Consider the following 21966-nt stretch of genomic DNA (forward strand, 5'->3'; position numbering starts at 1 on the left):
GGTTTAAACCATGTTTTCTGGTATGCCAGCACTTAATCACCAAGAACAGCAAGAAGCAGTTGAAAAAATTCATCAATTGATGGCGGAAGGTATGAGTAGTGGTGAGGCAATTGCATTAGTTGCTCAAGAAATTAGGGAAAAGCACCAAGGTAAAGAGCAAATCCATGTTCGTTTTGATGATGAAAATTAATAATCTGTAAACATACTATTAACATCCATGCATAAACCTGATAGATTAATATTAGTTAAGTCATTCTATTTATCAATGAAGACTAGATAATAACCAGAAGATAACTGGTATCTGATAGGCTGAAATATGCCGCTAAACTAATCAAAAATCTTTACCTAGTAATAGGTATCGGAGGATGGTATGGAAGCGAATCAAAAAATTGCTGTAGTTTTAGGTGCTTGTGCGCTGGTTTTTAGCTCTTTTGCGTTAAGCGCAAATAATGAAGAAGGTAAAGCAGCGCCTTTCGTCAGTTGTGGTACGTTAACTGAGCCACAAATTGCAGCACAAGTGAAAAGCGATTTTATGCATAATCGTTTACCTCGCTGGACAGATGAAAAAGCGGCTTTAGGCAAGAAAGCGGTTGCATGGGTCAATGATAGTGAAGTCACTAAAACCGAAACAGGCTACAGGGTACCGTTAGTTGTTCGTGGTGCAAAATCTGACTTACATTATTCAGTCGCGGTAGACTGCCAAAATAATACAGTGACATATAATACGGCGAAATAAATTTTTTAATCTTGAGAATCAAGGGGTAACCATTAAGGTTATCCCTTTTTTGTATCATTTCTTTTGTGCCTTCGTGAGATTAGCGATTTCGTGGTTCATAAGGCATACGTGCAAAGTTTTGCGACAGTTGTCGGTAGTAGACTAATCGCTCCCTGAAATACTCCCTTAAGTGCTCGGGTTGTTCTCGCTCAACAGCTTCAGCAATGATGGCAATGTTATAGCGTTCTTTAAATGCAACACCGGAAGCTAAAAGGTCGACATTGACCTTATCCATTTCATCTTTAGGCAATAAAGCAAGATTATGGCTCATATTTGATCTCTACTGTTAAATTCATACGCCATTATTGTAACTGGATAATGAGAAAAAATCTCAATACCTTAATTGGAATAATGAAAAACAATAGTTAAATTTCTCTATTTATATATTAGTAATTAAGGGAAAAAACAGGGAAAGATAATGAGATTGATTATTATTGTTTTTAACAAAAGTTATTAATTATCAGTAAATTGGATTTTTTTGTTTTAAGATTGTTTTAGGGTTTTAATTGTTTTAATACTGTGCATAATATACTCATGAATAATTAATCGATAAGGCATAAATATGTTAACTACAGATATGGTCAAAAAATTAAACGAACAATTAAACCTTGAATTTTATTCTGCAAATCTTTATTTGCAAATGAGCGCTTGGTGTAGTGACAAAGGCTATGAAGGTGCTGCAGCGTTCTTAAAAGCACACTCACAAGAAGAAATGGAACATATGCAGCGTTTATTTGATTACCTTAGTGACACTGGGGCATTACCCCTGTTAGGGCAAATTGCAGCGCCACCAGTTGATTTCAAATCAATTAGCGATGTATTTCATCAAACTTATGAACATGAGCAATTAATTACTCGTGAAATTAATAAATTGGCTCATTTAGCAATGACAACACAAGATTATTCTACATTTAATTTCTTACAATGGTATGTTGCAGAGCAACACGAAGAAGAGAAATTATTTAAATCAGTACTGGATAAACTGGATATGGTGGGTGAGTCTGGTAAGGCACTATTCTTGTTAGATAAAGATTTGAAAAACATGTCAGCGGCAACACATGTTTAATCTACACGCCAGTAAGTAAATAGAAATATCGTTTTATCTCCATGTAAAACATAAAGACCTCTCTAGGCTTATGGGCATGAATCCTGCAATTCAATGTTCATAAGTCTTTTTCTTTTCATTTTGTGTGAAAACTCACAGGATAGGCCGATAAAACCCATTTTTAAGCAGTAAAATGGTTTGTTTTCCGTATAATGATTGGTAATTATTCTAAATTCACCTGCAAATTAAGAGGTTACTATGCCAATTAACCCTATTAAATCTTCATGGCGCAAACTTAGCGCAGTCGCAGTTCTTTTTTTAGGTATGTCTTTCCAACAAGCATTTGCACATGCGCACTTAAAAGACCAACTTCCTGCTGAAGGTACGGCAGTAGAACAAGCCCCTGAGTCTATCTCATTAAGCTTTTCTGAAGGCATTGAAGTTAATTTCACTAAGGTCAGTATTATCGGTCCTGAAAATAAAATAGTGAAAACCGGTAAAGCAACGTTAGACCCAAGTAACGATACAAAAGTGACTGTCCCTGTGGAAGACAAGCTCGTTGCTGGGAAATATGACGTTAATTGGAGCGTCGTTTCTGTCGATGGACACAAAACAAAAGGAACGTATAGCTTTACAGTGAAATAATATGTCACTAGAAGCTTTTTATACCCTTATTCGCTTTATTCATTTTATCGCTGCAATATTGATGTGTGGAATGTCAATATTTGCAGTGGTACTTAGTCGTGAGCCATTTAATTATTTGCTCAGCCGCTATTTGAATAAAGGTATTTTCTTCTGCGCCATCGTTACTGTGTTAACAACTTTTGGTTGGATGCTTGCACAAGCAGGCCTGATGGGAGATGGTTGGCAAGATAGTATCGATTTGGATATATGGCAAGGGGTTTTAGGGACGTCATTCGGTCAAGTATGGCGTTGGGAACTTTTGTCATCTGTATTATTGTTATTGGTTTTATTTGTAAAACCAATCCAATTGCGATTGAAACTCATATTGGTTTTTTCAGTGATCCTACTTGGTTTGCATGCTTTTATTGGGCACGCGGCTATGCATGATGGCTTACTCGGAACCCTCCACCGCATCAATCAATTCATTCATCTTATTAGTTCAGCCTATTGGTTTGGCGGTTTGTGGCCATTTTTAATTTGCATTCAATTTTTACGCAATAAAAAAGAAATGGTCGAAGGGATGGATAAACACATTGTGAATACCATGATGCGTTTTTCGCGTTATGGTCACATCGCTGTTGCACTGGTTATTATTACTGGAGTCATTAGTGCAATAACGCTCTTACCTGGCTGGCCATTAAACTATTCAGGGTCAGAATACCAATCACTACTTTGGTTTAAGATCATTTTAGTGGGGGGAATGCTTCTATTGGCTATTATCAATCGCTATTACATCGTACCTATTATTAAACAAAAAGGGCGGGTCAACACCCTAATTATTAACAGTTGGGTTGAGTTACTGTTAGGGACTATGGCTATCCTTTCGGTGGCGATTTTTGCAAGCTACCAGCCAATCTAGCTAAACTTTTATATTTAATTGATAATAACGCGAAGATATCTTTAATGTTTGATAAGGCACTACCATGAAATTTAAACTCATTATTTGCACACTGTTATTGGCTGGTACCGTAAGTACTGCTTTTTCTGCACCGTTAACATCCGTGAGTAAGAAACAATTTGGAGATGATTGGCCATTTACTCGTGAGGAGGTCATGTTAGAGTGCCGTCATAATGGGGCTTTGGTCGTTATTAACCCTGCGACATTAATGCAATATCCATTAAATGATATTGCAACTGAATTGATGAATAAAAAAGAAATTAAAGCACAGCCTATTGATGTGCTGCTTAAGCCTATCGATAGCACCAAGACAGTTGTGGAAAGAATATTACCTATAAAAGAAGCCGCTGAAAAGTTGTGTGTTAGCAACTAAGCTGATAGCAAAGTAAAACCATTAGAGCATAAAGGAAGTGGTGAATTAATAAATTATCATTGTTATTCAATTAGTTGATTGATTGAAAGGTTTGAATGATTAGGTGAATAGGTTTAACCTATTAAACAAATAGTTCAATATTATAAAATCAAGAAATAAATTGTGTTAATAATATGTGAAAATATTGATAATAAACATGGTAAGAACGTGCATTGAAAGCTAGTATTAGAGTGTACTTTGTTACGTCTCAATGGCAATTTTAGCGCACGGCTCTGCCAGAGCCATTTCCCAAGGCCCGGTAATCGGAATCTACCAGGCCTCTTTTTTGCCTATTATTTTGTTAGCTCTCATTTCATATCAGCTTCTCAGTTCCTACCTACTTATATGCTTAGTCAATAGCCTAAGTGTACTAACAAAATTCTTAAGCAAGTTTCATCACCCAATGGTGATTTTCTTTATCATAACGATCACGATAGAGCAGGACTGGTTTTTCATCTAAAGTTGCAGGAATACTTGTATGCTCGTCCCAGCCATCAAGCTGCATGCAAAAATCGGTATCAGAATCACATGGAATACTCACTGTGTCGCTTTTATGGGAAGCCATAACTGCATCATTAATTTCATAGGAAGATATTTTCAATTTTACAATACACATAACTGCACCTCATTCATTGATTTTAACTATGTATAAACAGCCCAATGAAATTAAGCATAGTATAAATGGAATTAATTTCCAAAATAATTTTTATGACGTATGAAGGGTTAGGGTGCTATATGTGGTTAATATGCACCCTAATAGTGGTTATTTTTTAGGAATAGAAGTTCCCCAGTCCATGTAATCTTTAGGGGGTTCCAACTTCAGGATGAAATGCTGTTCAGGCTTGGCTTTTGGTGCTAAAGGTACTGACGGCGGGGTTGCGAAGGAAATGCCACCGCGTACAAATTGTTTGAAAGTCCCACTCTTGGCGACACCACCAGTTAAACCAAATGAGAAATTAAAACCGGAAGATTGCCAAAATTCTGTATTATTGCGAATGAGATATTGGTATTCCTTGCCAATGCGTGTGGCAACATATACGCGATCGGAAAGCTCTCCCAAATATAGACCTGTAACAACACCGACTTCTAGGCCTCTGAATAAAATAGGCGTGCCAACTTGAACGGAGCCGACATCACTCGCATCAAGGTAAATAGTTAAACCGTCTAGATAACGCGAGTCTGTAATATTTGCAGCTTGTAATTCAAATTGATAACGGCTTTTATTATTACGTCCTGGCTCAGCACTAATATAGGGTTGTAATATGCTATCTAAATTATTTAAACCCGCAGGGGATAATTCAGGTGTTACAACTGCGAAACGGCTTCCTAACCGGGTAAAAGCACTGACATATTCAGGGTATAGAATGGCTTTTGCTTGTACTTCACGTTTATCAGATGACAATTTTAATGATTCAATTTGGCCAATATTGATGCCCAAATAACGGATAGGCATGCCTTCTGAGAGTTTTGATGCATCAAATGTTGTTAATGTAATGATGCTTCCTATTGCTTTCGCGGAGGTTTCATTTGGATAAAGTGTGTGTTGGCGAGCAGTATTGGCAACACCTCCATCCAGGTTATCAAAGCTAATAGCACCGCTAATGGCTCGGCTCAGCGGTGCCGCTTGAACGGTTAAACCATTACCATTAAGTTGAACTTTTGCACCACCTTCAGCCCAAAATACACTGTTTTCAGTGAGTAAGTGAAGATATTCATTTGAGATATTTACATTGATCGCAAACCCAGCCTTGGTCGGTTTAATGGCAATTATTTTGCCGACTGCAAATTGGCGATAAAGAACAACAGAGCCTGCCTGAATGTCTGGTAATGTTGTGGTATTGAGAGTGATAGTTGTGGGTGGTAAAGCCCCTAAAATACCCGCTTTTGCATTATCATCACTACGATATAAAGGAAAAGTTTCTGGGAGTTTTTCTTGGCTTTGTCCTGCTATCAGATGAATACCACCATCTAACCACTCTTGGGGAGTAGCTCCTTGGAATTGTAATCCATTAAGACCTAATTGGATATCCACTCGGCTATTAGCAACAAACTTGCTGTCTTCTCGAACAAGATGTTGGAACTCATCATATATCAGGATATTAAAATTTACTTTCTCAGTTGCTAAGTGACGCTGTAACACCTCGCCAATTTGAATGCCTTTATAAACAATAGGTTGACCTTTATCGACGCCATAAGTGTCATGTGCCCAAAGTGTTAGCAACAGGGGGTCTTTACCATCTTGTTCTGCGGTTTGGGCTATTTTTTTACTGTCTTGTAGGACAAATTTTTGCCCTTCTTCTGCTTGTGGGCTGTCTTGTGGTGAATCAAAAGCAATGGCGCCATTTATAACAGCAGAAAGGCTTTCCATTTTTACGCTAGCGCCAGATTTAAGGTCAAAGCTGCCTTGTAGCCCTGACACATTCCAAAACTGGCTCTCTTTACGGACCAAGTGAACATAAGGTTTTTTGACAACGGCAGAAATGGAAACCCCTTGGTTATCAGGCAAAATGGTGTAGTCTGAAATATAACCAACAGGGACTTTCCGGTAATAAATAGGCGAGTTTTCATTCAGTGAGCCTAAATCTGGAGCAGTCAGGTGAATAAGTAATTCACCTTTATCAATGTCTAGCTGCGGTGGTGTGTCTTGTGCAACAAAAGAGAACTGTTCTGTTCCTGTGCTTGGTAACATACCAATGTAATTTCCACCAACTAAAGCATCAAGACCAGAAACACCCGCTAACGATGCTTTGGGGGTCACTAACCAAAATTTAGTCCCTGAATTTAAGGCTGGCCGCATATCTTTATTCACACTAGCAGTGACAATGATGGTTTTCATATTTTTACTGATAGCAACAGATTGTACTAAACCTACTTCAACACCTTGATACCGGATAGGCGTTCTATTGGCGACGACTCCAGGTGCGGATGTAAACTCAATAGTGATATCCGTTCCTCGTTCAGCCCAATGTTGAAACAAAAGCCAGCCTGCAATGAAAATAGCGACTAAAGGCAATAGCCAGAAAGGCGAAATTTGCCTGCGTTTGCGTAATATGGCTTCTGATATTTCTTCAGAGGGTTCATTTTGTAGGTTTTGATTTTCCATAAGAATCCCAAATTAAACGGCTATCTAACCACTCAACAGCCAAAATTGTTAAAATAACGGCTGAACCAAAATACAGTGCGGCTGGCCCCATAGTAAAAGACATGAGTTGATCACGGTTAACGAGTGTCATCATCAAGGCGATGACAAATAAATCTAGCATTGACCAACGACCAATCCACGAAACAAACCTAAGTAATTTCATACGTAAAATAGGGTCAGTATTGCTTTTTAAATGGATAGAAAACAGTAGCAATATCATAATAATAATCTTAATAAATGGAACCAGTATACTGGCGATGAATACAATAACTGCGATTGGCCAGTTACCTGAATCAATTAAAGAGACAACCCCAGAATAAATGGTGTCTTCTAAGCGCTGTCCATTGAGATAAAAAATAGAGATTGGCATTAAATTAGCAGGAAACAATAACACCATGGCAGCAATTAGTGCGGCCCAAGTTTTTTGTAAGCTATAAGGTTCCCGATAATGAAGAGGGCGATGACATCGTTTGCATTTCCCATTCCAATTTGCGGGCCCAGTGTAATGGCAAGCCGTGCAAGTTAGCGAGTTATCTTGTACTTTTTTATTATTGATGGGATAAAATTTTTGCCATAACTCATCTAGGTTTATGTGGATGAGAATTAATAAACTGAGAATAGACATAGTAATAAAAGCCACTAAGCCATGCCCAATAAATACACTTGCGTAATCTTGCATTTTAATGGCGGCAATACCCAATGCTATTAGGTAAACATCTAACATAACCCATTCTTTGATGTGGCTTAACACTAAAAGAATAGGCCGGAGATTCAAATTGATATGCTGACCAATAGATAACAATAAAATTAAAATTGGTAATAATAAGGGGGCTGCAATAGCACAAAAAGCCACTATACTGGCAGTAAATGGATCCCCTTGTTGATTAATTAAGCGTATACCTTCAATGACATTTGCATTAATTTGGCTTCCTAGTAAATGAATAGAAATAAGGGGTTGCCAAAAAGCAATTGGAGCAAGCATCAGTAATGTGATAGCCAGTATTGATAAACGGTTGAGTGACCAAGAACGTCCATCATTAAGTTGACTAAAACAGCGAGGGCAAACAACGACTTGTCGTACGTTGGCTCGTGGGGTTAGTAGCTTCTGATTGCAATGATTACAACGTTGAAAAAGCAAATCAGTGTGGTTAATGTAGTTCATATTGACTCATTTTAGGTGGTTACCTAGATGTAATCTAGTGTAAAAAAATTTACCTCAAAGTGACAAATTGGTAACCTTAGGGCTACGCTTACAAACATTCGATTAATTGCTTGATTATTACAAGAAATAATTATGGATAAAAAGAAGTATTATCTTGAACTTTCGGACAATCTCTCTGCATTACTTGCAGGTGAGTATGATTTAATTGCAACTTTAGCAAATACCAGTGCATTATTATATGAATATTTAGAAGGGGTTAACTGGGCTGGTTTTTATCTCAGTAATGGGCAAGAATTAGTTCTGGGTCCTTTCCAAGGTAAAGTTGCGTGTGTTCGAATTCCTTTTGGTAAAGGCGTTTGTGGTACAGCTTTTAGTAATAACCAAGTTCAGCGTATAGAAGATGTTCATGCCTTCCCAGGTCATATTGCCTGTGATGCAGCAAGTAACGCTGAAATTGTGTTCCCTTTGGTAGTTAGTGGGCAAATTATCGGGGTTTTAGATATTGATAGCCCAAATATTAGCCAATTCGACCAAGAAGACGAAAAAGGGCTACAACACCTTGTAAACCAGTTGTGCCAACATCTGGCAATGTGTTCTATGCCTAAATATCACTAAATAATGGTCAGTTAAATTAATAGTAACGTGGCAATTGTCAGCAACACGATTATAATGTCGGCTTGTTCATGCCCGTGAGGTTGGCAAAATCGTTGTTATCAGGAAATTTCATGGAAAATCAACCTAAGTTGAATAGTAGTAAAGAAGTTATCGCATTTCTAGCAGAGCGTTTTCCTCGCTGTTTTATCGCTGAAGGCGAAGCACGTCCGTTAAAAGTCGGAATTTTTCAAGATATCGTAGGATGCTTAAAAGAAGAAGATGGTATTAGCAAAACGCAATTGCGTTCTGCGTTACGCATGTATACTTCTAGCTGGCGTTATCTCTACGGTGTTAAAGAGGGCGCTAAACGCGTTGACTTAAATGGTGAAGATTGTGGTGAATTAGATGCAGAACATATTGCTCATGCGCGCCAACAATTAGCCGAGGCTAAAGCTCGCGTTCAAGCACAACGTGCTGAACAAAAAGCACAAAAACGTCCAGCAGCGAAAAAAGCGAGTGAGAAAACCCCTCGTAATCAAGATGCAGCTAAAGAAAAAACGCCTCGTCGCCGTCCGTCAGATAATAAAGAACGCTCGCAAAATACATCTGCTAAAGCCCCTCGTCGTAATACACCTGCGCCAGAGCAAAATCTGAAATCAGTCACTGATATCAATACCCTTCAAATTGGTCAAACTTTGAAAGTGAAAGTCGGTACCAGTGTGATGGACGCCTCTGTGCTGGAAATTGCGAAAGATGGTGTTAGGGTTCAATTGCCAACAGGGCTGGCAATGATTGTACGCGCGGAACATTTAAAGTTCTGATACGGAGGTCAATCAGGTCATGAACAAACTTCTTAAAATTGCATTGGTGGTAAGTCTAGCGACTTTTGGCAGTGCAATAGCTAATACTCAAGCAGTGGCTCCGGTCACTGCGGCTCAGTTACCTGTCTTAAAACAGAGTGCACAGCACGGTACTGTGAGTGAAAGGGTCACCTCTCGGTTTACTCGCTCACATTATCGCCAATTCGATTTAGACAATGCGTTTTCTGGGAAGATATTTGATCGTTATCTCAATATGTTAGATTTCGGTCATAATGTTTTACTTCAATCCGATATTGACCAATACGCCAAAGATAAAGGCAAAGTGGGTCAGTGGCTTGAGGATGGCAAATTAGATACGTTCTATGACCTGTATAACCTGTCTCAGGAAAGACGTTTCGAGCGCTTTAAATATGCATTGGCTCGTTTAGAGCAACCCATCGATTTAAATGCGACTGATTCTATTGAAGTTGACCGTTCAAAATCACCATGGCCTAAAGATAAGCAAGAGCTTGATCGTCTATGGGACCAAAAAGTGCGTTATGATTGGTTGAATTTAAAACTATCAGGTAAAGATGATAAAGAAATCAAAGAGAAACTGACAAAACGCTATAATTTTGCGTTGCGGCGTTTAACGCAAGCGCAAAGTGAAGACGTTTTTCAATTGATAGTTAACTCTTTCGCTCGTGAAATCGATCCACACACAAGTTATCTGTCGCCTCGTAATACTGAACAATTTAATTCAGAAATGAGCTTATCATTAGAAGGAATTGGTGCGGTATTACAGCAAGATGACGAAAATACGGTTATTAACTCATTAGTTGCTGGGGGGCCAGCTGCTAAAAGTAAAGAGCTAAAAGTCGGCGATAAAATTATCGGTGTTGGCCAAACGGGTAAACCTATTGTTGATGTGGTTGGCTGGCGCCTTGATGATGTGGTTGCTTTAATTAAAGGCCCGAAAGGAAGTAAAGTTCGGTTAGAAGTCGTTTCTGATACTAAAGGGGCGAAACCTCATATTGTCACCATAGTTCGGGAGCAGATCCGACTGGAAGACCGAGCGGTCAAACTGACGATTAAACAGCAAGGTAAAGATAAAGTTGCTGTTTTAGATATTCCTGGTTTTTATGTTGGTTTAACCAATGATGTTAAAACTCAATTGCAAAACTTGGCTAAAGATAATGTTTCCGCATTGGTTATTGATTTACGCGGTAATGGTGGTGGAGCATTAACCGAAGCGGTTTCTTTATCAGGTTTGTTTATTCCGAAAGGGCCAATTGTTCAAGTTCGTGATAACAACGGTCAAGTTCGCCAAGATATTGATGATGACGATGTTATTTATTATAAGGGGCCTCTTGTTGTTTTAGTCGACCGCTTTAGTGCATCCGCATCTGAGATTTTTGCTGCAGCAATGCAAGATTATGGCAGAGCGATGATTGTTGGGGAACCGACCTTTGGTAAAGGAACTGTTCAGCAGCACCGTAGTTTGAGCCGTGTTTACGATCAAATGCTAAAACCAGAATGGCCTTCATTAGGTTCTGTCCAATATACCATTCAGAAGTTTTACCGAGTTAATGGTGGTAGCACACAACGTGAAGGTGTAACCCCTGATGTGATAATGCCTACAGGCCAAGACCCAGCTGAAACTGGAGAAAGCTTTGAGGACAATGCATTACCATGGGATAGTATTCCACCGGCAAAATATACACCTGTTGGTAATGTGTCTTCTGATTTATCACCAATAAAAACTCAGCATTTGGCACGTATTAGCAAAGACCCTGAATTCAACTATATTGATGAAGATATTGCTCGCTATAAAGTAAACAAAGAGAGTAAGAATCTTATTTCGCTCAACTATGCAGAGCGCCAAAAAGAAGATTCAGAACTTGAAGCGACAAAATTGAAACGTATAAATGAACGTAATACTCGGGAAGGTAAACCACTATTGAAATCAATTGATGATTTGCCTAAAGATTACGAAGGGCCAGACCCATACCTCGATGAAACGGTGAAAATGGCGATCGACTTAGCTAATCAACATACTAAGCTATTATCAAATAATAAATAATATTCTCTTAGTGTTTAACAGAATTAAGCCAGCGAAAGCTGGCTTAATTTTTTGAGTTTCTTTAACGCTATCTTAATCCGCTTAGAAAATAGAAAATCAAATGTTAATTTATTATTAATTTTGGTGTTTTTAGTCAGCGACTATTAAATTGGTGAAGTTTTATTCTTTATTTATTTTATTTCCCCAAATGACTGACTGAAATTGATGATTAATTATAGGTTTCTTTACCTTTACTTAATTTATCCTAAACTTTTGGTATAGCTTTCCTTAACAACGAGACAATACCATGCGTAAATTATTTGTAGGATTAATGGCAGTTAGTGTAATGATGATTGCATCTATAAATACAGCGAATGCAAGAAATTACCCATGTTCTGGAAGTAAAGGGGGAATAGATCGCTGTGAAGATGGTAAATTTATTTGTAATGATGGTTCAACAAGTCGCTCAGAGCAAGTGTGTACCATAGAATTAAAAAATGATATTAACAGCAAAGCGAAAGCGGCTGGTGCTTCCATTGGTGCAGGTGTTGCTAAACAATCAAGTAAACCATCGGTTTCTGACTCAATAAAGAGCACGAGTGATAAAGCCAGTAAAACAGCCTCTGATAAAGCAAGCAAAGCCAGTGATAAAGCATCAGATACAGCTAAGACAGTAAAAGAAAAAGCCGCTAAAACGACAGATAAAGAATCAGCAAAAGCGGTGAAAGAAAAAGCTAGCAAAGCGACAGATAAAGAATCAGTAAAAGCGGTGAAAGAAAAAGCTAGCAAAACGGCAGATAAAGAGCCAGCAAAAGCAGTGAAAGAGAAAGCTAGCAAAGCGGCAGATAAAGAATCAGCAAAAACGGTAAAAGAAAAAGCGTCTAAAGCCAAAGATAAAGAAACAGCTAAGACAGCAAAAGAGAAATCAACAAAATCGACTAAAGAGAAAACTAATTAGCGCGAGAACTAAACAACAGACAGCGATAGAACAGAATAGTGCCACTTAATGTGGCATTATTTTTTAATAGAGTGGAAGTAAAAGTAAATATTCATTCATTTGGCAAACAATGTGAGTGATAATATAGATAAATACACTAAATTGTTTTTGGTGATTGGCTAACTAGCTTTATCGTTTCAATTACAAATAGCTTTGAATTTAAATGGTTACAAAATGAGCCTTTAAAAACAAATGGTTAAATTCTTATTAAAGAAGTTATCATTTATTTAGAGCATAATGATGAGTTTTGAACGCAGCTATGTAAAGTTATGTTATTTTTTAGGGTTTTCGCGTTAATGCACTTGAAAAAGTGTGAAAAAACCTTATTTATAAAGTAAATTCTACGTATATTTGTTTTTACCAAGGAATACATAAAAAATGATGAGAATTGCTTTATTCTTACTCACAAACTTAGCGGTTATGTTTGTGTTTGGGATAATCCTAAGCTTAACTGGGATCAGAGGTAGTAGTGTCCAAGGCCTCATGATCATGGCTGGCCTATTTGGTTTTGGTGGTGCTTTCATATCACTACTGATGTCCAAATGGATGGCTCTAAAATCAGTGGGTGGTGAGGTTATTGAAACTCCACGTAACCAAACAGAACAGTGGTTAGTATCAACTGTTGAGCGTCAAGCAAAACAAGTTGGAATTCAGATGCCACAAGTGGCTATTTATCATGCTCCAGATATTAACGCGTTTGCAACAGGGGCTCGCCGTGATGCTTCGCTTGTTGCAGTAAGTACTGGGCTATTAGAAAATATGAGTCGTGATGAGGCGGAAGCTGTTATCGCTCATGAAATTAGCCACATCGCGAATGGTGACATGGTGACGATGACCTTATTACAAGGTGTGGTGAACACGTTCGTCATCTTTATTTCACGTATTATCGCACAGGTTGCGGCAGGCTTTATGTCCAACAGTGATAACGAAAGTGAAAGTAGTAATGGTAACCCAATGGTTTATTTTGCGGTTTCTATGGTACTTGAAATCGTCTTCGGTATTTTGGCAAGCATCATTACTATGTGGTTCTCTCGTTATCGTGAGTTCCATGCGGACGCGGGTTCTGCAAAATTAGTCGGCCGTGAAAAGATGATAGCTGCATTGCAACGGTTGAAAACGAGCTATGAGCCACAAGAAGAAGGCCGTTTGATGGCGTTTTGCATCAATGGTCGTGGTAAAGCATTCAGTGAATTATTTTTATCACACCCACCATTAGACAAACGTATCGAAGCATTGCGCTCAGGTGAATATTTAAAATAGCCTAAATAATAGTCTAAAGTTAGCTTTAAGTTGACAACGATTTTAGTATCTGCCCAGTAATAATTTAATTACTGGGCATTTTTATCTATACAATATGGTAAATATGCTCCCTCAAAATACCCATTCATAGCTAACAAACTCAATTCTAATTCTGACTCTCAATTAATTGTATTAATAACTGTAATCGATAAATCACAAGTGAGCTTACTCACAATCTTCTATTTTAAATGAAGAATTACTGAAAATTTGTTCGCTTTTATTTTACTTTTAATCTTTATTAGATTGATAAAGAATTGTTATGAATTCGATTGTTTTGTTAATTAATATGAATTAATTGGGGGTAGGATGGATTTGATAACTACGTGGTTAAGTGAACTAAATGGAGTGGTTTGGGGAGTACCAATGCTGGTTGGGATCTTAGGCGTTGGTATTTATATGCAAATCCGGCTTGCATTTTTACCGATAAGAAAAATTGGGACAGGTTTTAAGTTATTGTTTCAAAAGAATGAATCACGCGGTGAGGGACAAATATCACCTTTTAATGCATTAATGACAGCGTTATCGGCAACGATTGGTACAGGGAATATTGCCGGAGTTGCAACCGCAGTGGTCATGGGAGGGCCGGGAGCGTTATTCTGGATGTGGATGACGGCATTGGTAGGAATGGCAACAAAATACTCTGAGGCGGTGTTAGCTGTCCGTTTTCGTGAAGTCGATAAATATGGCCAATATATTGGTGGCCCAATGTACTACATTAAAAATGGATTAGGCCCTAAATGGATTTGGCTGGGAACACTGTTTGCCTTCTTCGGTGCATGTGCCAGTTTTGGTATCGGCAATACGGTACAAGCGAACTCAGTGGCAGATGTGCTAGAAAGTAACTTTGGTGTGCATAAATGGTTGACCGCAGGGGCTTTAGTTTTATTAGTTGGTGCGGTATTGATTGGTGGGCTGCGACGTATTTCTGATGTTGCAGGAAAACTTGTCCCATTTATGACTGTTGCCTATTTTGGCGCGGGGGTCATTGTGCTTGGTATTTATTTTACTGAGATCCCTGCGGCACTTTCTCTGGTTGTTACCTCGGCTTTTAACCCTGTTGCTGCACAAGGTGGGTTTGCGGGGGCTGCTGTATGGGCTGCAATACGCTTTGGGGTTGCACGAGGCGTATTTTCCAATGAAGCAGGTTTGGGGAGTGCACCTATCGCTCATGCCGCTGCAAAAACACAAAACCCTATTCGCCAAGGACTCATTGCGATGTTAGGGACATTTATTGACACTATCATTGTGTGCTCTGTCACAGGGTTAACTATCATTATTACTGGTGGTTGGCTGACCAGTGAAACAGGCGCGACATTAACCGCATCATCATTCCAAACGGCAATTCCCGGTGGAAATTATATTGTTGCTATCGCATTAGCCGTGTTTGCATTTACCACTATTCTGGGTTGGAGCTTTTATGGCGAAAAATGTGTGCAATATTTATTTGGGTTGCGAGCAATAAAGCTGTACAGAGTTTTATGGCTGATTGCTTTACCTATCGGCGCAACACAATCACTTGATTTTGTTTGGTTGTTGGCGGATACACTAAATGCCATGATGGCGATCCCTAATTTGATTGCCTTGTTACTTTTAAGCCCTGTTGTTTATCGGTTAACACGTGACCATATAAAAGATGTGAACGCAGACAGCATTGATATGGCAAAACAGTTGTACGACAATAAATCATAATCTATTGATAATAAGCTTCATTTTAATAGTGAAGCTTATTATTTCATCAATATCTCTCCTCTCATTCATCAGGCCTATCGATGGGCAATATATAAATCATCTATTTTTATAGGTAAAATTACGGTATGGCGTTAAATGCGCTATGCTTAGAAGAGAAGTTGTATACCATGCGTATTTTATAAATTAAACAAGGGGATAGAATGGATATTCTGGAGAAAACGTTATTGTTTGGTAATGATTTTTTGACAACGACAAATCCCGCTAGGTTAGTTCCGTTTAAATTTGAGATCTACCGTTCTGAGCAAGGTTTTTACCATCGGATTTATAAGCAAGTTGGTATGTCTGGCGCTAACTTTGGGCAAACGTTTGAAGTGTGGGCTTTTGAAGAACAGAAAAGTTGGGATAAGCAAACTGACGATACAACAGTTGATGAATATATTCAGCATTGCCAAGATATTTATAAACGGAATAATACATAAGTTGTAGAAAAAAAAAGCCCCCTTCATAGGGTTCTGAAGGGGGAGCTAAATGAATAAAGAATGGTTTAATTCATGAACAAAGATAGATGATTTTCATGATTAAAACTTAGTTATTTGTGCAGTTTAAACCACTTTATAGCATGTATATCCTTAAAATAGCATTTATCGCTAAATAATCTATTGGCGATACGCTGTTTTTATCTGTTCTAACGTATTTTTATAGGTTTCTGCCTGTTTTTCGTCTTCCATTTGTGCAACTTCACGTTGCATCTTGACCAAAATCTTACCTGCATCAGCTTGGCCGATAGCTTTTAGCATATGCGTTAATAAGTTTTTTAGGCAAGTAACTTCATCTGCTAAGGTATTAACGTTAGGTTCAGTAGGAAAATGGTTTTTCATTAAAGCGGTCCTTTAAGCATAAAAAATAATAGTGAGATTGTAGCATAGAAAGTAATGCGATGTATTTTCAGATAACTGAATGTAATAAATATTCAGATAAATGACTTAAATTTGAACGAATAATGAAACAGAATAGTCGAGAGAATAAAAATAAGCAGACATGATATTGTTCTTGCCAATTAGGCAAAGAGGAGCCTTTATGAGTAATGAAAAAATGTGATACAATTCACATAAAAAGAGTTATTAGCAACCTAGCTTGCTTAGTGACAACTCAATCCTGTATGAAATACCAATATCCTTTCGCAGCAATTTTTACGCACAATTAAACCGTTGTGTATGTTATTTGTGGGAAAGTAAAGGCTAAGAGAAATATGACGCAAGTTTCTAGAAAAACAGCTTGGATCCGTGTAATAGCATTAGCGGTCGCTGCATTTGTTTTTAACACAACAGAGTTTGTGCCTGTAGCATTACTCAGTGATATTGCAAAAAGCTTTGATATGACGGTCGCACATACTGGATTGATGATAACAATCTACGCGTGGGTTGTGGCTTTGATGTCGTTACCTTTAATGCTATTAACCAGTAAAATAGAGCGTCGCAAATTATTAGCTTTTTTATTCGTTATTTTTGTTATTAGCCACATTATTTCAGGGTTTGCGTGGAGTTTTGATATTCTAATAGCAGGGCGTATTGGCGTTGCATTATCCCATGCGGTATTTTGGTCAATTACTGCATCTTTAGCTATTCGGGTTGCTCCTGCAGGTAAAAAAGCCCAAGCTCTTGGGTTATTAGCAACGGGGACCGCTTTAGCGACAGTATTAGGGCTTCCCCTTGGTCGAGTGGTTGGGCAGTTTTTAGGCTGGCGGGCGACGTTTTTAGGTATTGGTATCATTGCATTGTTTACTATGGTTGTGTTGATCCGTTTTTTACCTCGTTTACCAAGTGAACATTCTGGTTCGTTAAAAAGTGTTCCTATGCTATTCCAACGGCCTGCACTCGTAGGAATGTTCGCATTAACTGTTTTAGCTGTTACCGCACATTTTACAGCTTACAGCTATATTGAACCTTTTGTTCGAGAGGTTGCATTGCAAAGCCAAAATTTTGCTACTTTACTACTACTGATTTTTGGTGGTGCCGGTATTTTCGGAAGCGTAATATTTAGTCGTTACAGCAGCAAGTTTTCATTATCATTTTTACCTGCAGCAATCGCATTTATGACGATTTGTTTATTATTGCTGATGCCATTAGGTAGAGATGTTTGGTCTTTGGTTATGTTATCAGTGTTCTGGGGAATGGCGATGATGTGCATTGGCTTAGGGATGCAAGTTAAGGTGATTGATTTATCTCCAGATGCTACTGACTTGGCAATGTCAATTTTCTCTGGAATTTTTAATATTGGTATTGGCGCTGGTGCGCTGTTAGGTAACCAAGTTATTGTTCATTTGGGGATGACTCAAATTGGTTATATTGGTGGTGCGATCGGTCTGATAGCCTTTGCTTTATGTGTTTATCTATTCAAGCGCTATAGTGAATCTCTTACTGATAGAATAGACGTAGCTTCAAATCATTAACTCGTCTTAGCACCATGAAGAAGATATAAAAGCTCTGGGTTATTTTCAGGATAGACAGAGCTTTTTTGTTGTATATAGGAAAATAATAAGTTTCATTATTACTAATTCTAATAATAAGGAAAGGCGATGAAGGGTTTGGGTTTTTTGTTGATGTCTATTATTGCAGAAGTCATTGCGACGACAACATTGAAAGCATCTGATGGTTTTAGTCGTTTTTGGCCGTCTTTGATTGTTATTGTTGGCTATGCTGTTTCTTTTTGGGGGCTTTCGCAGGTAGTAAAAACAATGCCATTGGGTATTGCTTATGCAATTTGGTCAGGTTTAGGGATCGTGTTGGTTTCCGTCGCTGCAATTTATATTTACAACCAAAAACTCGATTTACCTGCAATTATTGGTATGCTATTAATTATTATTGGTGTTTTAGTCATCAATTTATTTTCAAAAAGCGGCGGGCACTAAACAGTTGGTGCAAAATGTTCAGGTAGCATGATAGGAGAAGCAGGGAATGAGGCATAGGGTTAATCATTTTTTTCAGCCAATAATAGCAATGTCACTTATTGGCGTTATATCTGTCATGTTATCTGCGTGTGGTAGTTCAAATGTGGATAAATCGGTGGAACATTCTGCGAGTCAGTATGCTCAACAAGTGGTCAATTTAGGCCCCGGTGCACAAGAAGCTTGTATGTCAGCGGGTGGGTTGCCCGCACTCACATTAGAATTAAATGGGTCACAAACTGCAGTATGCCAATTTGCGAATGGTAAACGTTGTGCTGTTGACATTATACAATCTGGCTCTTGTATATAACTCTTCTTTTTATGAAGTTAATTAATTTTCTTTTAATGGAAAGTTAATTAACTTCATGCATTTATTATAACTGAATGTTAAATTAATATTCATCATTTCTTTTTTTAATTATATTCTAATTACTCATTTATAAATCATCTAATTATGAACATCTATTTAAGTGTTTATTTTAATTATTGATATTTAACGGCGAAGTTACTAATATTAAATAATAAAGAAAAATTTAAATAATTATAAAAGCATATATAAAGATATTTCCATTTATTAAAGAGTAATGCCTAATGAAAAAGAAAATTGAAGAGTATGATGGCCCCGCTGCGGGTTGGGGGGCTGTAAAAGCAGTTGCAGAAGCTTTACGCGGCCAAATGAAAGTAGGGCACGATATCATTGCAATGTTTGAAATGAATAAGGTGGATGGCTTTGATTGCCCTGGCTGTGCGTGGCCTGACCCTGTACATACAGCATCATTTGATATTTGTGAAAATGGTGCAAAAGCAATTGCTTGGGAAGCAACATCTAAAAAAACAACCCCAGAATTTTTTTCTAAATATACTGTAACAGAATTACTCGAATGGGATGACTTTCATTTAGAAGATGAAGGGCGTTTAACTCACCCCATGAAATATAATTCACAAACAGACAAATATGAACCTATCGAATGGGAAGAGGCCTTTCAGCAAATAGGTACGCGTTTACAAAGTTATTCAGACCCAAATACCGTTGAATTTTATACCTCCGGTCGTACTTCAAATGAAGCCGCATTCTTATATCAATTACTGGCTCGTGAATATGGAACAAATAATTTTCCAGATTGTTCAAATATGTGCCATGAGCCAACGAGTGTTGGTCTTGCTAACTCTATTGGTGTCGGTAAGGCGACGGTATTATTAGACGACTTTGATAAAGCGGATTTAGTTATTTGTATAGGTCATAACCCGGGGACTAACCACCCGAGGATGTTGAGCTCATTGCGTGAAGTTTCTAAACGCGGCGCAAAGATCATTGCAATAAACCCTTTAAGAGAGCGTGGTCTTGAGCGTTTTACCTATCCACAAGACGTGTTAGAAATGCTGACGCTAGAATCTACACCTTTAGCGGGGCACTATTATAAAGTTCGTGTTGGTGGAGACACTGCGTTACTTAAAGGGGTTATGAAGTTATTGATTGAAAAGCACCAAGCCGCAGTAGATGCAGGAAAAGAGCCTATTCTCGATACTGATTTTATATCAACTCATACACAGGGTTATGAAGCTTTAAAAAATGACTTACTGACAACAAGCTGGAAGGATATTTTAAGGGTTTCTGGCTTGCCACGCGAGTCTATCGAAGAGATTGCAGACCTTTATATTGAAGCAAAAAGCACCATTATTTGTTATGGCATGGGGATCACTCAGCACGAACATGGTACGCAGAATGTTCAGCAATTAGTCAATTTGCTGCTACTTAAGGGCAATATTGGTCGGGAAGGTGCGGGTATCTGCCCATTGCGTGGCCACTCGAATGTGCAAGGTGATAGAACCGTTGGCATTACAGAAAAACCGTCAAAAAGCTTTTTAGACAAAATTGAACAACGATTTGGTTTTAAGCCACCAAGCGAATTCGGTCATGCTGCAGTCGCGAGCATGCAAGCCATTTCTGAAGGAAAAGCGAATGCTTTAATTTGCATGGGAGGAAATTTAGCGGTTGCAATGCCTGATAAAGACGCTTGTTTTGCTGGTATGAAAAAGCTTGATTTAGCGGTTCATACTGCAACTAAACTAAATCGCTCCCATTTATTAACAGCTAAGCAAACATTCTTATTACCCGTATTGGGTCGCAGTGAAATAGACAGACAAAGCAGTGGTGTGCAATGTGTTACTGTAGAAGACTCAATGTCGATGGTTCACGCATCAAAAGGTTTACTTAAACCATGTAGCCCTTACCTTAAATCTGAGTGTGCGATAATCGCAGGAATAGCTAAAGCGGCAATACCTCAGAGTAAAGTCGAATGGGATGATTTTATCGGTAACTATGACTTGATCCGTGACGCAATGGAGGCGGTATTACCTGGCTTTGATGATTACAATGCACGTATTAAAATACCGGGAGGATTTCACCTGACAAACGCTGCTTCTGAGCGTCGTTGGTTAACTCAATCAGGTAAAGCTAATTTTGTACCGACAGAAGGCGTTATTGAAGACCCGAATTCAGCAGTAAACAGTGAATTGATTTTGGCAACATTACGCAGCCATGACCAGTATAATACTACAATTTATGGGCTAAATGACCGATACCGTGGTGTATTTGGGCAACGAGATGTTGTTTTCATCAGTGGTGCAGAAGCCCAAAAACAGAAGTTACAGGCGGGAGATAAAGTGAATCTCATCGCATTAGACCGTGAACAAAAACCGACAAAACGCCGTTTAGATAACCTCACTGTGGTGATCTATGATATGGCAGACCGAAGTGTTGCCACTTATTTCCCTGAAGCCAATAATTTAATTTCATTAGATAATTTCGACCCGCAATGTGGTATTCCTGCATATAAAAATATCCCTGTGAAATTAGAGAGAGTCATTCAATAGATAGATGTTATTGTTTAGGAACCCCAAATGTTGAATTTAACATTTGGGGTTTTAAAGATTATTTTTTGGCTGGGAAGAATTGGCTGATGATAACAATGATTGCAACTAAGAGATAAGCCGCGAAGATACCAATTAACCATTGTGGCATATCAAGCCCTAAGAATGCCCATTGCCTAACGGCACAGTCACCTGTTGCTTCAAACACTGCAGGGACCCACTCTTGTAATGGTAACCAATCAGGGAAATTAACGAAAAAATCGCAAGAAGCAAATGGAGAAGGATAAAGTTGTAGCATGGTATGTTCCCATGCAAGGTCTAAGCCACGCCAAGCAGAGTAAACCCAAATAAGAATTGCTACCCAGCGTATTACCATATTCCGTGGTGCTATTGCCCCAATTAAGCCAGCAACCATAATGCCAAGTAATGCAACACGTTCATAGACACACATAACACAGGGTTGTAGCTTCATCACATGTTGAAAATATAAGGCCGCACACTCGAGCATAAAGGCAATAAAGGCCATGAGTAGCCAGGCGCCTCTCCCTTGCGAGCAGTAGTTAAAAAATCTGAACATACTTAGTATCCTAAT

The 21966-nt window shown here is 38.4% G+C and carries 23 protein-coding genes; 17 read left to right on the forward strand and 6 right to left on the reverse strand.

From position 1 onward, the window contains the following. The first annotated feature begins 10 nt into the window (after positions 1–10). Positions 11–190, forward strand: coding sequence for a YoaH family protein (locus tag PSE83_RS04560; RefSeq protein ID WP_004253877.1), 180 nt, complete (start codon positions 11–13; stop codon positions 188–190). A 180-nt stretch (positions 191–370) separates the two neighbouring features. After that, positions 371–736, forward strand: coding sequence for a protein YebF (yebF, locus tag PSE83_RS04565; RefSeq protein WP_094960503.1), 366 nt, complete (start codon positions 371–373; stop codon positions 734–736). Between the two features lie 79 nt (positions 737–815). On the opposite strand, the gene PSE83_RS04570 is transcribed toward yebF, so the two are convergent. Then, a complete protein-coding gene (locus tag PSE83_RS04570; protein ID WP_004253885.1) occupies positions 816–1046 on the reverse strand; it encodes a DNA polymerase III subunit theta in 231 nt (76 codons plus the stop codon). A gap of 291 nt (positions 1047–1337) precedes the next feature. Here PSE83_RS04570 and ftnA point away from each other — a divergent pair, with 291 nt between their 5' ends. The 4 genes from ftnA (at position 1338) to PSE83_RS04590 (ending at position 3775) form a co-directional block, all read left to right on the forward strand. Continuing rightward, positions 1338–1841 carry a non-heme ferritin gene (gene ftnA, locus PSE83_RS04575; RefSeq protein ID WP_004253892.1) on the forward strand — a complete coding sequence of 168 codons (504 nt, stop codon included), beginning with the start codon at positions 1338–1340 and terminating at the stop codon, positions 1839–1841. 237 nt (positions 1842–2078) lie between these two features. After that, on the forward strand, positions 2079–2465 hold the full coding sequence (gene copC / locus PSE83_RS04580) for a copper homeostasis periplasmic binding protein CopC (RefSeq protein WP_172767154.1): 387 nt from the start codon (positions 2079–2081) through the stop codon (positions 2463–2465). 1 nt (position 2466) lies between these two features. Then, positions 2467–3363 carry a copper homeostasis membrane protein CopD gene (gene copD, locus PSE83_RS04585; RefSeq protein ID WP_094960505.1) on the forward strand — a complete coding sequence of 299 codons (897 nt, stop codon included), beginning with the start codon at positions 2467–2469 and terminating at the stop codon, positions 3361–3363. A 64-nt stretch (positions 3364–3427) separates the two neighbouring features. Continuing rightward, positions 3428–3775 carry a YebY family protein gene (locus tag PSE83_RS04590; RefSeq protein ID WP_004253900.1) on the forward strand — a complete coding sequence of 116 codons (348 nt, stop codon included), beginning with the start codon at positions 3428–3430 and terminating at the stop codon, positions 3773–3775. A 421-nt stretch (positions 3776–4196) separates the two neighbouring features. Here the strand turns inward: PSE83_RS04590 and PSE83_RS04595 are convergent, their stop codons facing one another. From PSE83_RS04595 to yebS, 3 genes are all read right to left on the reverse strand, one after another. Then, positions 4197–4430, reverse strand: a complete 234-nt coding sequence (locus PSE83_RS04595) for a DUF1480 family protein (RefSeq protein ID WP_004253902.1) — start codon at positions 4428–4430, stop codon at positions 4197–4199. Between the two features lie 147 nt (positions 4431–4577). Further along, the gene (locus tag PSE83_RS04600; RefSeq protein ID WP_004253906.1) at positions 4578–6917 is read right to left on the reverse strand and encodes a PqiB family protein; all 2340 of its coding nucleotides are present in this window, start codon (positions 6915–6917) and stop codon (positions 4578–4580) included. Next, positions 6892–8118 (reverse strand): membrane integrity lipid transport subunit YebS, encoded by a 1227-nt coding sequence (yebS, locus tag PSE83_RS04605; RefSeq protein ID WP_096863802.1) that lies wholly within the window; start codon positions 8116–8118, stop codon positions 6892–6894. Before yebS ends, PSE83_RS04600 begins: the two co-directional genes overlap by 26 nt. Positions 8119–8250: 132 nt before the next feature. Here yebS and PSE83_RS04610 point away from each other — a divergent pair, with 132 nt between their 5' ends. The 7 genes from PSE83_RS04610 to PSE83_RS04640 all read left to right on the forward strand — a co-directional run bounded on the left by PSE83_RS04610 (position 8251) and on the right by PSE83_RS04640 (position 16038). Continuing rightward, positions 8251–8733, forward strand: coding sequence for a GAF domain-containing protein (locus PSE83_RS04610; RefSeq protein WP_004253911.1), 483 nt, complete (start codon positions 8251–8253; stop codon positions 8731–8733). A gap of 110 nt (positions 8734–8843) precedes the next feature. Next, positions 8844–9533 carry an RNA chaperone ProQ gene (gene proQ / locus PSE83_RS04615; RefSeq protein WP_036957687.1) on the forward strand — a complete coding sequence of 230 codons (690 nt, stop codon included), beginning with the start codon at positions 8844–8846 and terminating at the stop codon, positions 9531–9533. Positions 9534–9552: 19 nt separating this feature from the next. Further along, entirely contained in the window at positions 9553–11595 is a 2043-nt protein-coding gene (prc, locus tag PSE83_RS04620; protein WP_004253916.1) for a carboxy terminal-processing peptidase, read from the forward strand. Positions 11596–11881: 286 nt separating this feature from the next. Further along, positions 11882–12532 (forward strand): cell envelope biogenesis protein TolA, encoded by a 651-nt coding sequence (locus PSE83_RS04625; protein WP_164565263.1) that lies wholly within the window; start codon positions 11882–11884, stop codon positions 12530–12532. Between the two features lie 417 nt (positions 12533–12949). Beyond that, entirely contained in the window at positions 12950–13831 is an 882-nt protein-coding gene (gene htpX, locus PSE83_RS04630) for a protease HtpX (RefSeq protein ID WP_004253918.1), read from the forward strand. 345 nt (positions 13832–14176) lie between these two features. Continuing rightward, positions 14177–15559, forward strand: a complete 1383-nt coding sequence (locus PSE83_RS04635) for an alanine/glycine:cation symporter family protein (protein ID WP_096863799.1) — start codon at positions 14177–14179, stop codon at positions 15557–15559. A gap of 200 nt (positions 15560–15759) precedes the next feature. Next, on the forward strand, positions 15760–16038 hold the full coding sequence (locus tag PSE83_RS04640) for a hypothetical protein (protein ID WP_004253921.1): 279 nt from the start codon (positions 15760–15762) through the stop codon (positions 16036–16038). A 177-nt stretch (positions 16039–16215) separates the two neighbouring features. On the opposite strand, the gene PSE83_RS04645 is transcribed toward PSE83_RS04640, so the two are convergent. Beyond that, positions 16216–16437: a DUF2594 family protein gene (locus tag PSE83_RS04645; RefSeq protein WP_004253922.1), complete on the reverse strand. Its 222-nt coding sequence runs from the start codon at positions 16435–16437 to the stop codon at positions 16216–16218. A 371-nt stretch (positions 16438–16808) separates the two neighbouring features. On the opposite strand from PSE83_RS04645, the gene PSE83_RS04650 reads away from it, so the two are divergent. The 4 genes from PSE83_RS04650 (at position 16809) to PSE83_RS04665 (ending at position 21377) form a co-directional block, all read left to right on the forward strand. Then, on the forward strand, positions 16809–18008 hold the full coding sequence (locus PSE83_RS04650; protein WP_164565264.1) for a sugar transporter: 1200 nt from the start codon (positions 16809–16811) through the stop codon (positions 18006–18008). Positions 18009–18134: 126 nt separating this feature from the next. Then, positions 18135–18467: a DMT family transporter gene (locus tag PSE83_RS04655; RefSeq protein ID WP_004254027.1), complete on the forward strand. Its 333-nt coding sequence runs from the start codon at positions 18135–18137 to the stop codon at positions 18465–18467. A 46-nt stretch (positions 18468–18513) separates the two neighbouring features. Then, positions 18514–18813 carry a DUF333 domain-containing protein gene (locus PSE83_RS04660; RefSeq protein ID WP_004254028.1) on the forward strand — a complete coding sequence of 100 codons (300 nt, stop codon included), beginning with the start codon at positions 18514–18516 and terminating at the stop codon, positions 18811–18813. 281 nt (positions 18814–19094) lie between these two features. Next, positions 19095–21377: an FdhF/YdeP family oxidoreductase gene (locus PSE83_RS04665; protein WP_112307137.1), complete on the forward strand. Its 2283-nt coding sequence runs from the start codon at positions 19095–19097 to the stop codon at positions 21375–21377. Positions 21378–21435: 58 nt separating this feature from the next. Here the strand turns inward: PSE83_RS04665 and dsbB are convergent, their stop codons facing one another. Then, complete coding sequence (gene dsbB, locus PSE83_RS04670) at positions 21436–21951, reverse strand: disulfide bond formation protein DsbB (protein WP_004254030.1); 516 nt, start codon at positions 21949–21951, stop codon at positions 21436–21438. Positions 21952–21966 lie beyond the last annotated feature (15 nt).

It is taken from the genome of Providencia sp. PROV150, from assembly GCF_028481025.1.
GTDB lineage: Bacteria > Pseudomonadota > Gammaproteobacteria > Enterobacterales > Enterobacteriaceae > Providencia > Providencia hangzhouensis.

Excerpts from the sequence above, each read along its gene's own strand:
- copD (WP_094960505.1), top strand. The coding sequence starts at position 2,467 with ATGTCACTAGAAGCTTTTTATACCCTTATTCGCTTTATTCATTTTATC.
- prc (WP_004253916.1), top strand. The coding sequence starts at position 9,553 with ATGAACAAACTTCTTAAAATTGCATTGGTGGTAAGTCTAGCGACTTTT.
- copC (WP_172767154.1), top strand. The coding sequence starts at position 2,079 with ATGCCAATTAACCCTATTAAATCTTCATGGCGCAAACTTAGCGCAGTC.
- proQ (WP_036957687.1), top strand. The coding sequence starts at position 8,844 with ATGGAAAATCAACCTAAGTTGAATAGTAGTAAAGAAGTTATCGCATTT.
- PSE83_RS04600 (WP_004253906.1), bottom strand. The coding sequence starts at position 6,917 with ATGGAAAATCAAAACCTACAAAATGAACCCTCTGAAGAAATATCAGAA.
- PSE83_RS04645 (WP_004253922.1), bottom strand. The coding sequence starts at position 16,437 with ATGAAAAACCATTTTCCTACTGAACCTAACGTTAATACCTTAGCAGAT.
- PSE83_RS04625 (WP_164565263.1), top strand. The coding sequence starts at position 11,882 with ATGCGTAAATTATTTGTAGGATTAATGGCAGTTAGTGTAATGATGATT.
- PSE83_RS04660 (WP_004254028.1), top strand. The coding sequence starts at position 18,514 with ATGAGGCATAGGGTTAATCATTTTTTTCAGCCAATAATAGCAATGTCA.
- ftnA (WP_004253892.1), top strand. The coding sequence starts at position 1,338 with ATGTTAACTACAGATATGGTCAAAAAATTAAACGAACAATTAAACCTT.
- htpX (WP_004253918.1), top strand. The coding sequence starts at position 12,950 with ATGATGAGAATTGCTTTATTCTTACTCACAAACTTAGCGGTTATGTTT.
- dsbB (WP_004254030.1), bottom strand. The coding sequence starts at position 21,951 with ATGTTCAGATTTTTTAACTACTGCTCGCAAGGGAGAGGCGCCTGGCTA.
- PSE83_RS04665 (WP_112307137.1), top strand. The coding sequence starts at position 19,095 with ATGAAAAAGAAAATTGAAGAGTATGATGGCCCCGCTGCGGGTTGGGGG.
- PSE83_RS04595 (WP_004253902.1), bottom strand. The coding sequence starts at position 4,430 with ATGTGTATTGTAAAATTGAAAATATCTTCCTATGAAATTAATGATGCA.
- PSE83_RS04640 (WP_004253921.1), top strand. The coding sequence starts at position 15,760 with ATGGATATTCTGGAGAAAACGTTATTGTTTGGTAATGATTTTTTGACA.
- yebS (WP_096863802.1), bottom strand. The coding sequence starts at position 8,118 with ATGAACTACATTAACCACACTGATTTGCTTTTTCAACGTTGTAATCAT.
- PSE83_RS04590 (WP_004253900.1), top strand. The coding sequence starts at position 3,428 with ATGAAATTTAAACTCATTATTTGCACACTGTTATTGGCTGGTACCGTA.
- PSE83_RS04650 (WP_164565264.1), top strand. The coding sequence starts at position 16,809 with ATGACGCAAGTTTCTAGAAAAACAGCTTGGATCCGTGTAATAGCATTA.
- yebF (WP_094960503.1), top strand. The coding sequence starts at position 371 with ATGGAAGCGAATCAAAAAATTGCTGTAGTTTTAGGTGCTTGTGCGCTG.
- PSE83_RS04560 (WP_004253877.1), top strand. The coding sequence starts at position 11 with ATGTTTTCTGGTATGCCAGCACTTAATCACCAAGAACAGCAAGAAGCA.
- PSE83_RS04655 (WP_004254027.1), top strand. The coding sequence starts at position 18,135 with ATGAAGGGTTTGGGTTTTTTGTTGATGTCTATTATTGCAGAAGTCATT.
- PSE83_RS04635 (WP_096863799.1), top strand. The coding sequence starts at position 14,177 with ATGGATTTGATAACTACGTGGTTAAGTGAACTAAATGGAGTGGTTTGG.
- PSE83_RS04610 (WP_004253911.1), top strand. The coding sequence starts at position 8,251 with ATGGATAAAAAGAAGTATTATCTTGAACTTTCGGACAATCTCTCTGCA.
- PSE83_RS04570 (WP_004253885.1), bottom strand. The coding sequence starts at position 1,046 with ATGAGCCATAATCTTGCTTTATTGCCTAAAGATGAAATGGATAAGGTC.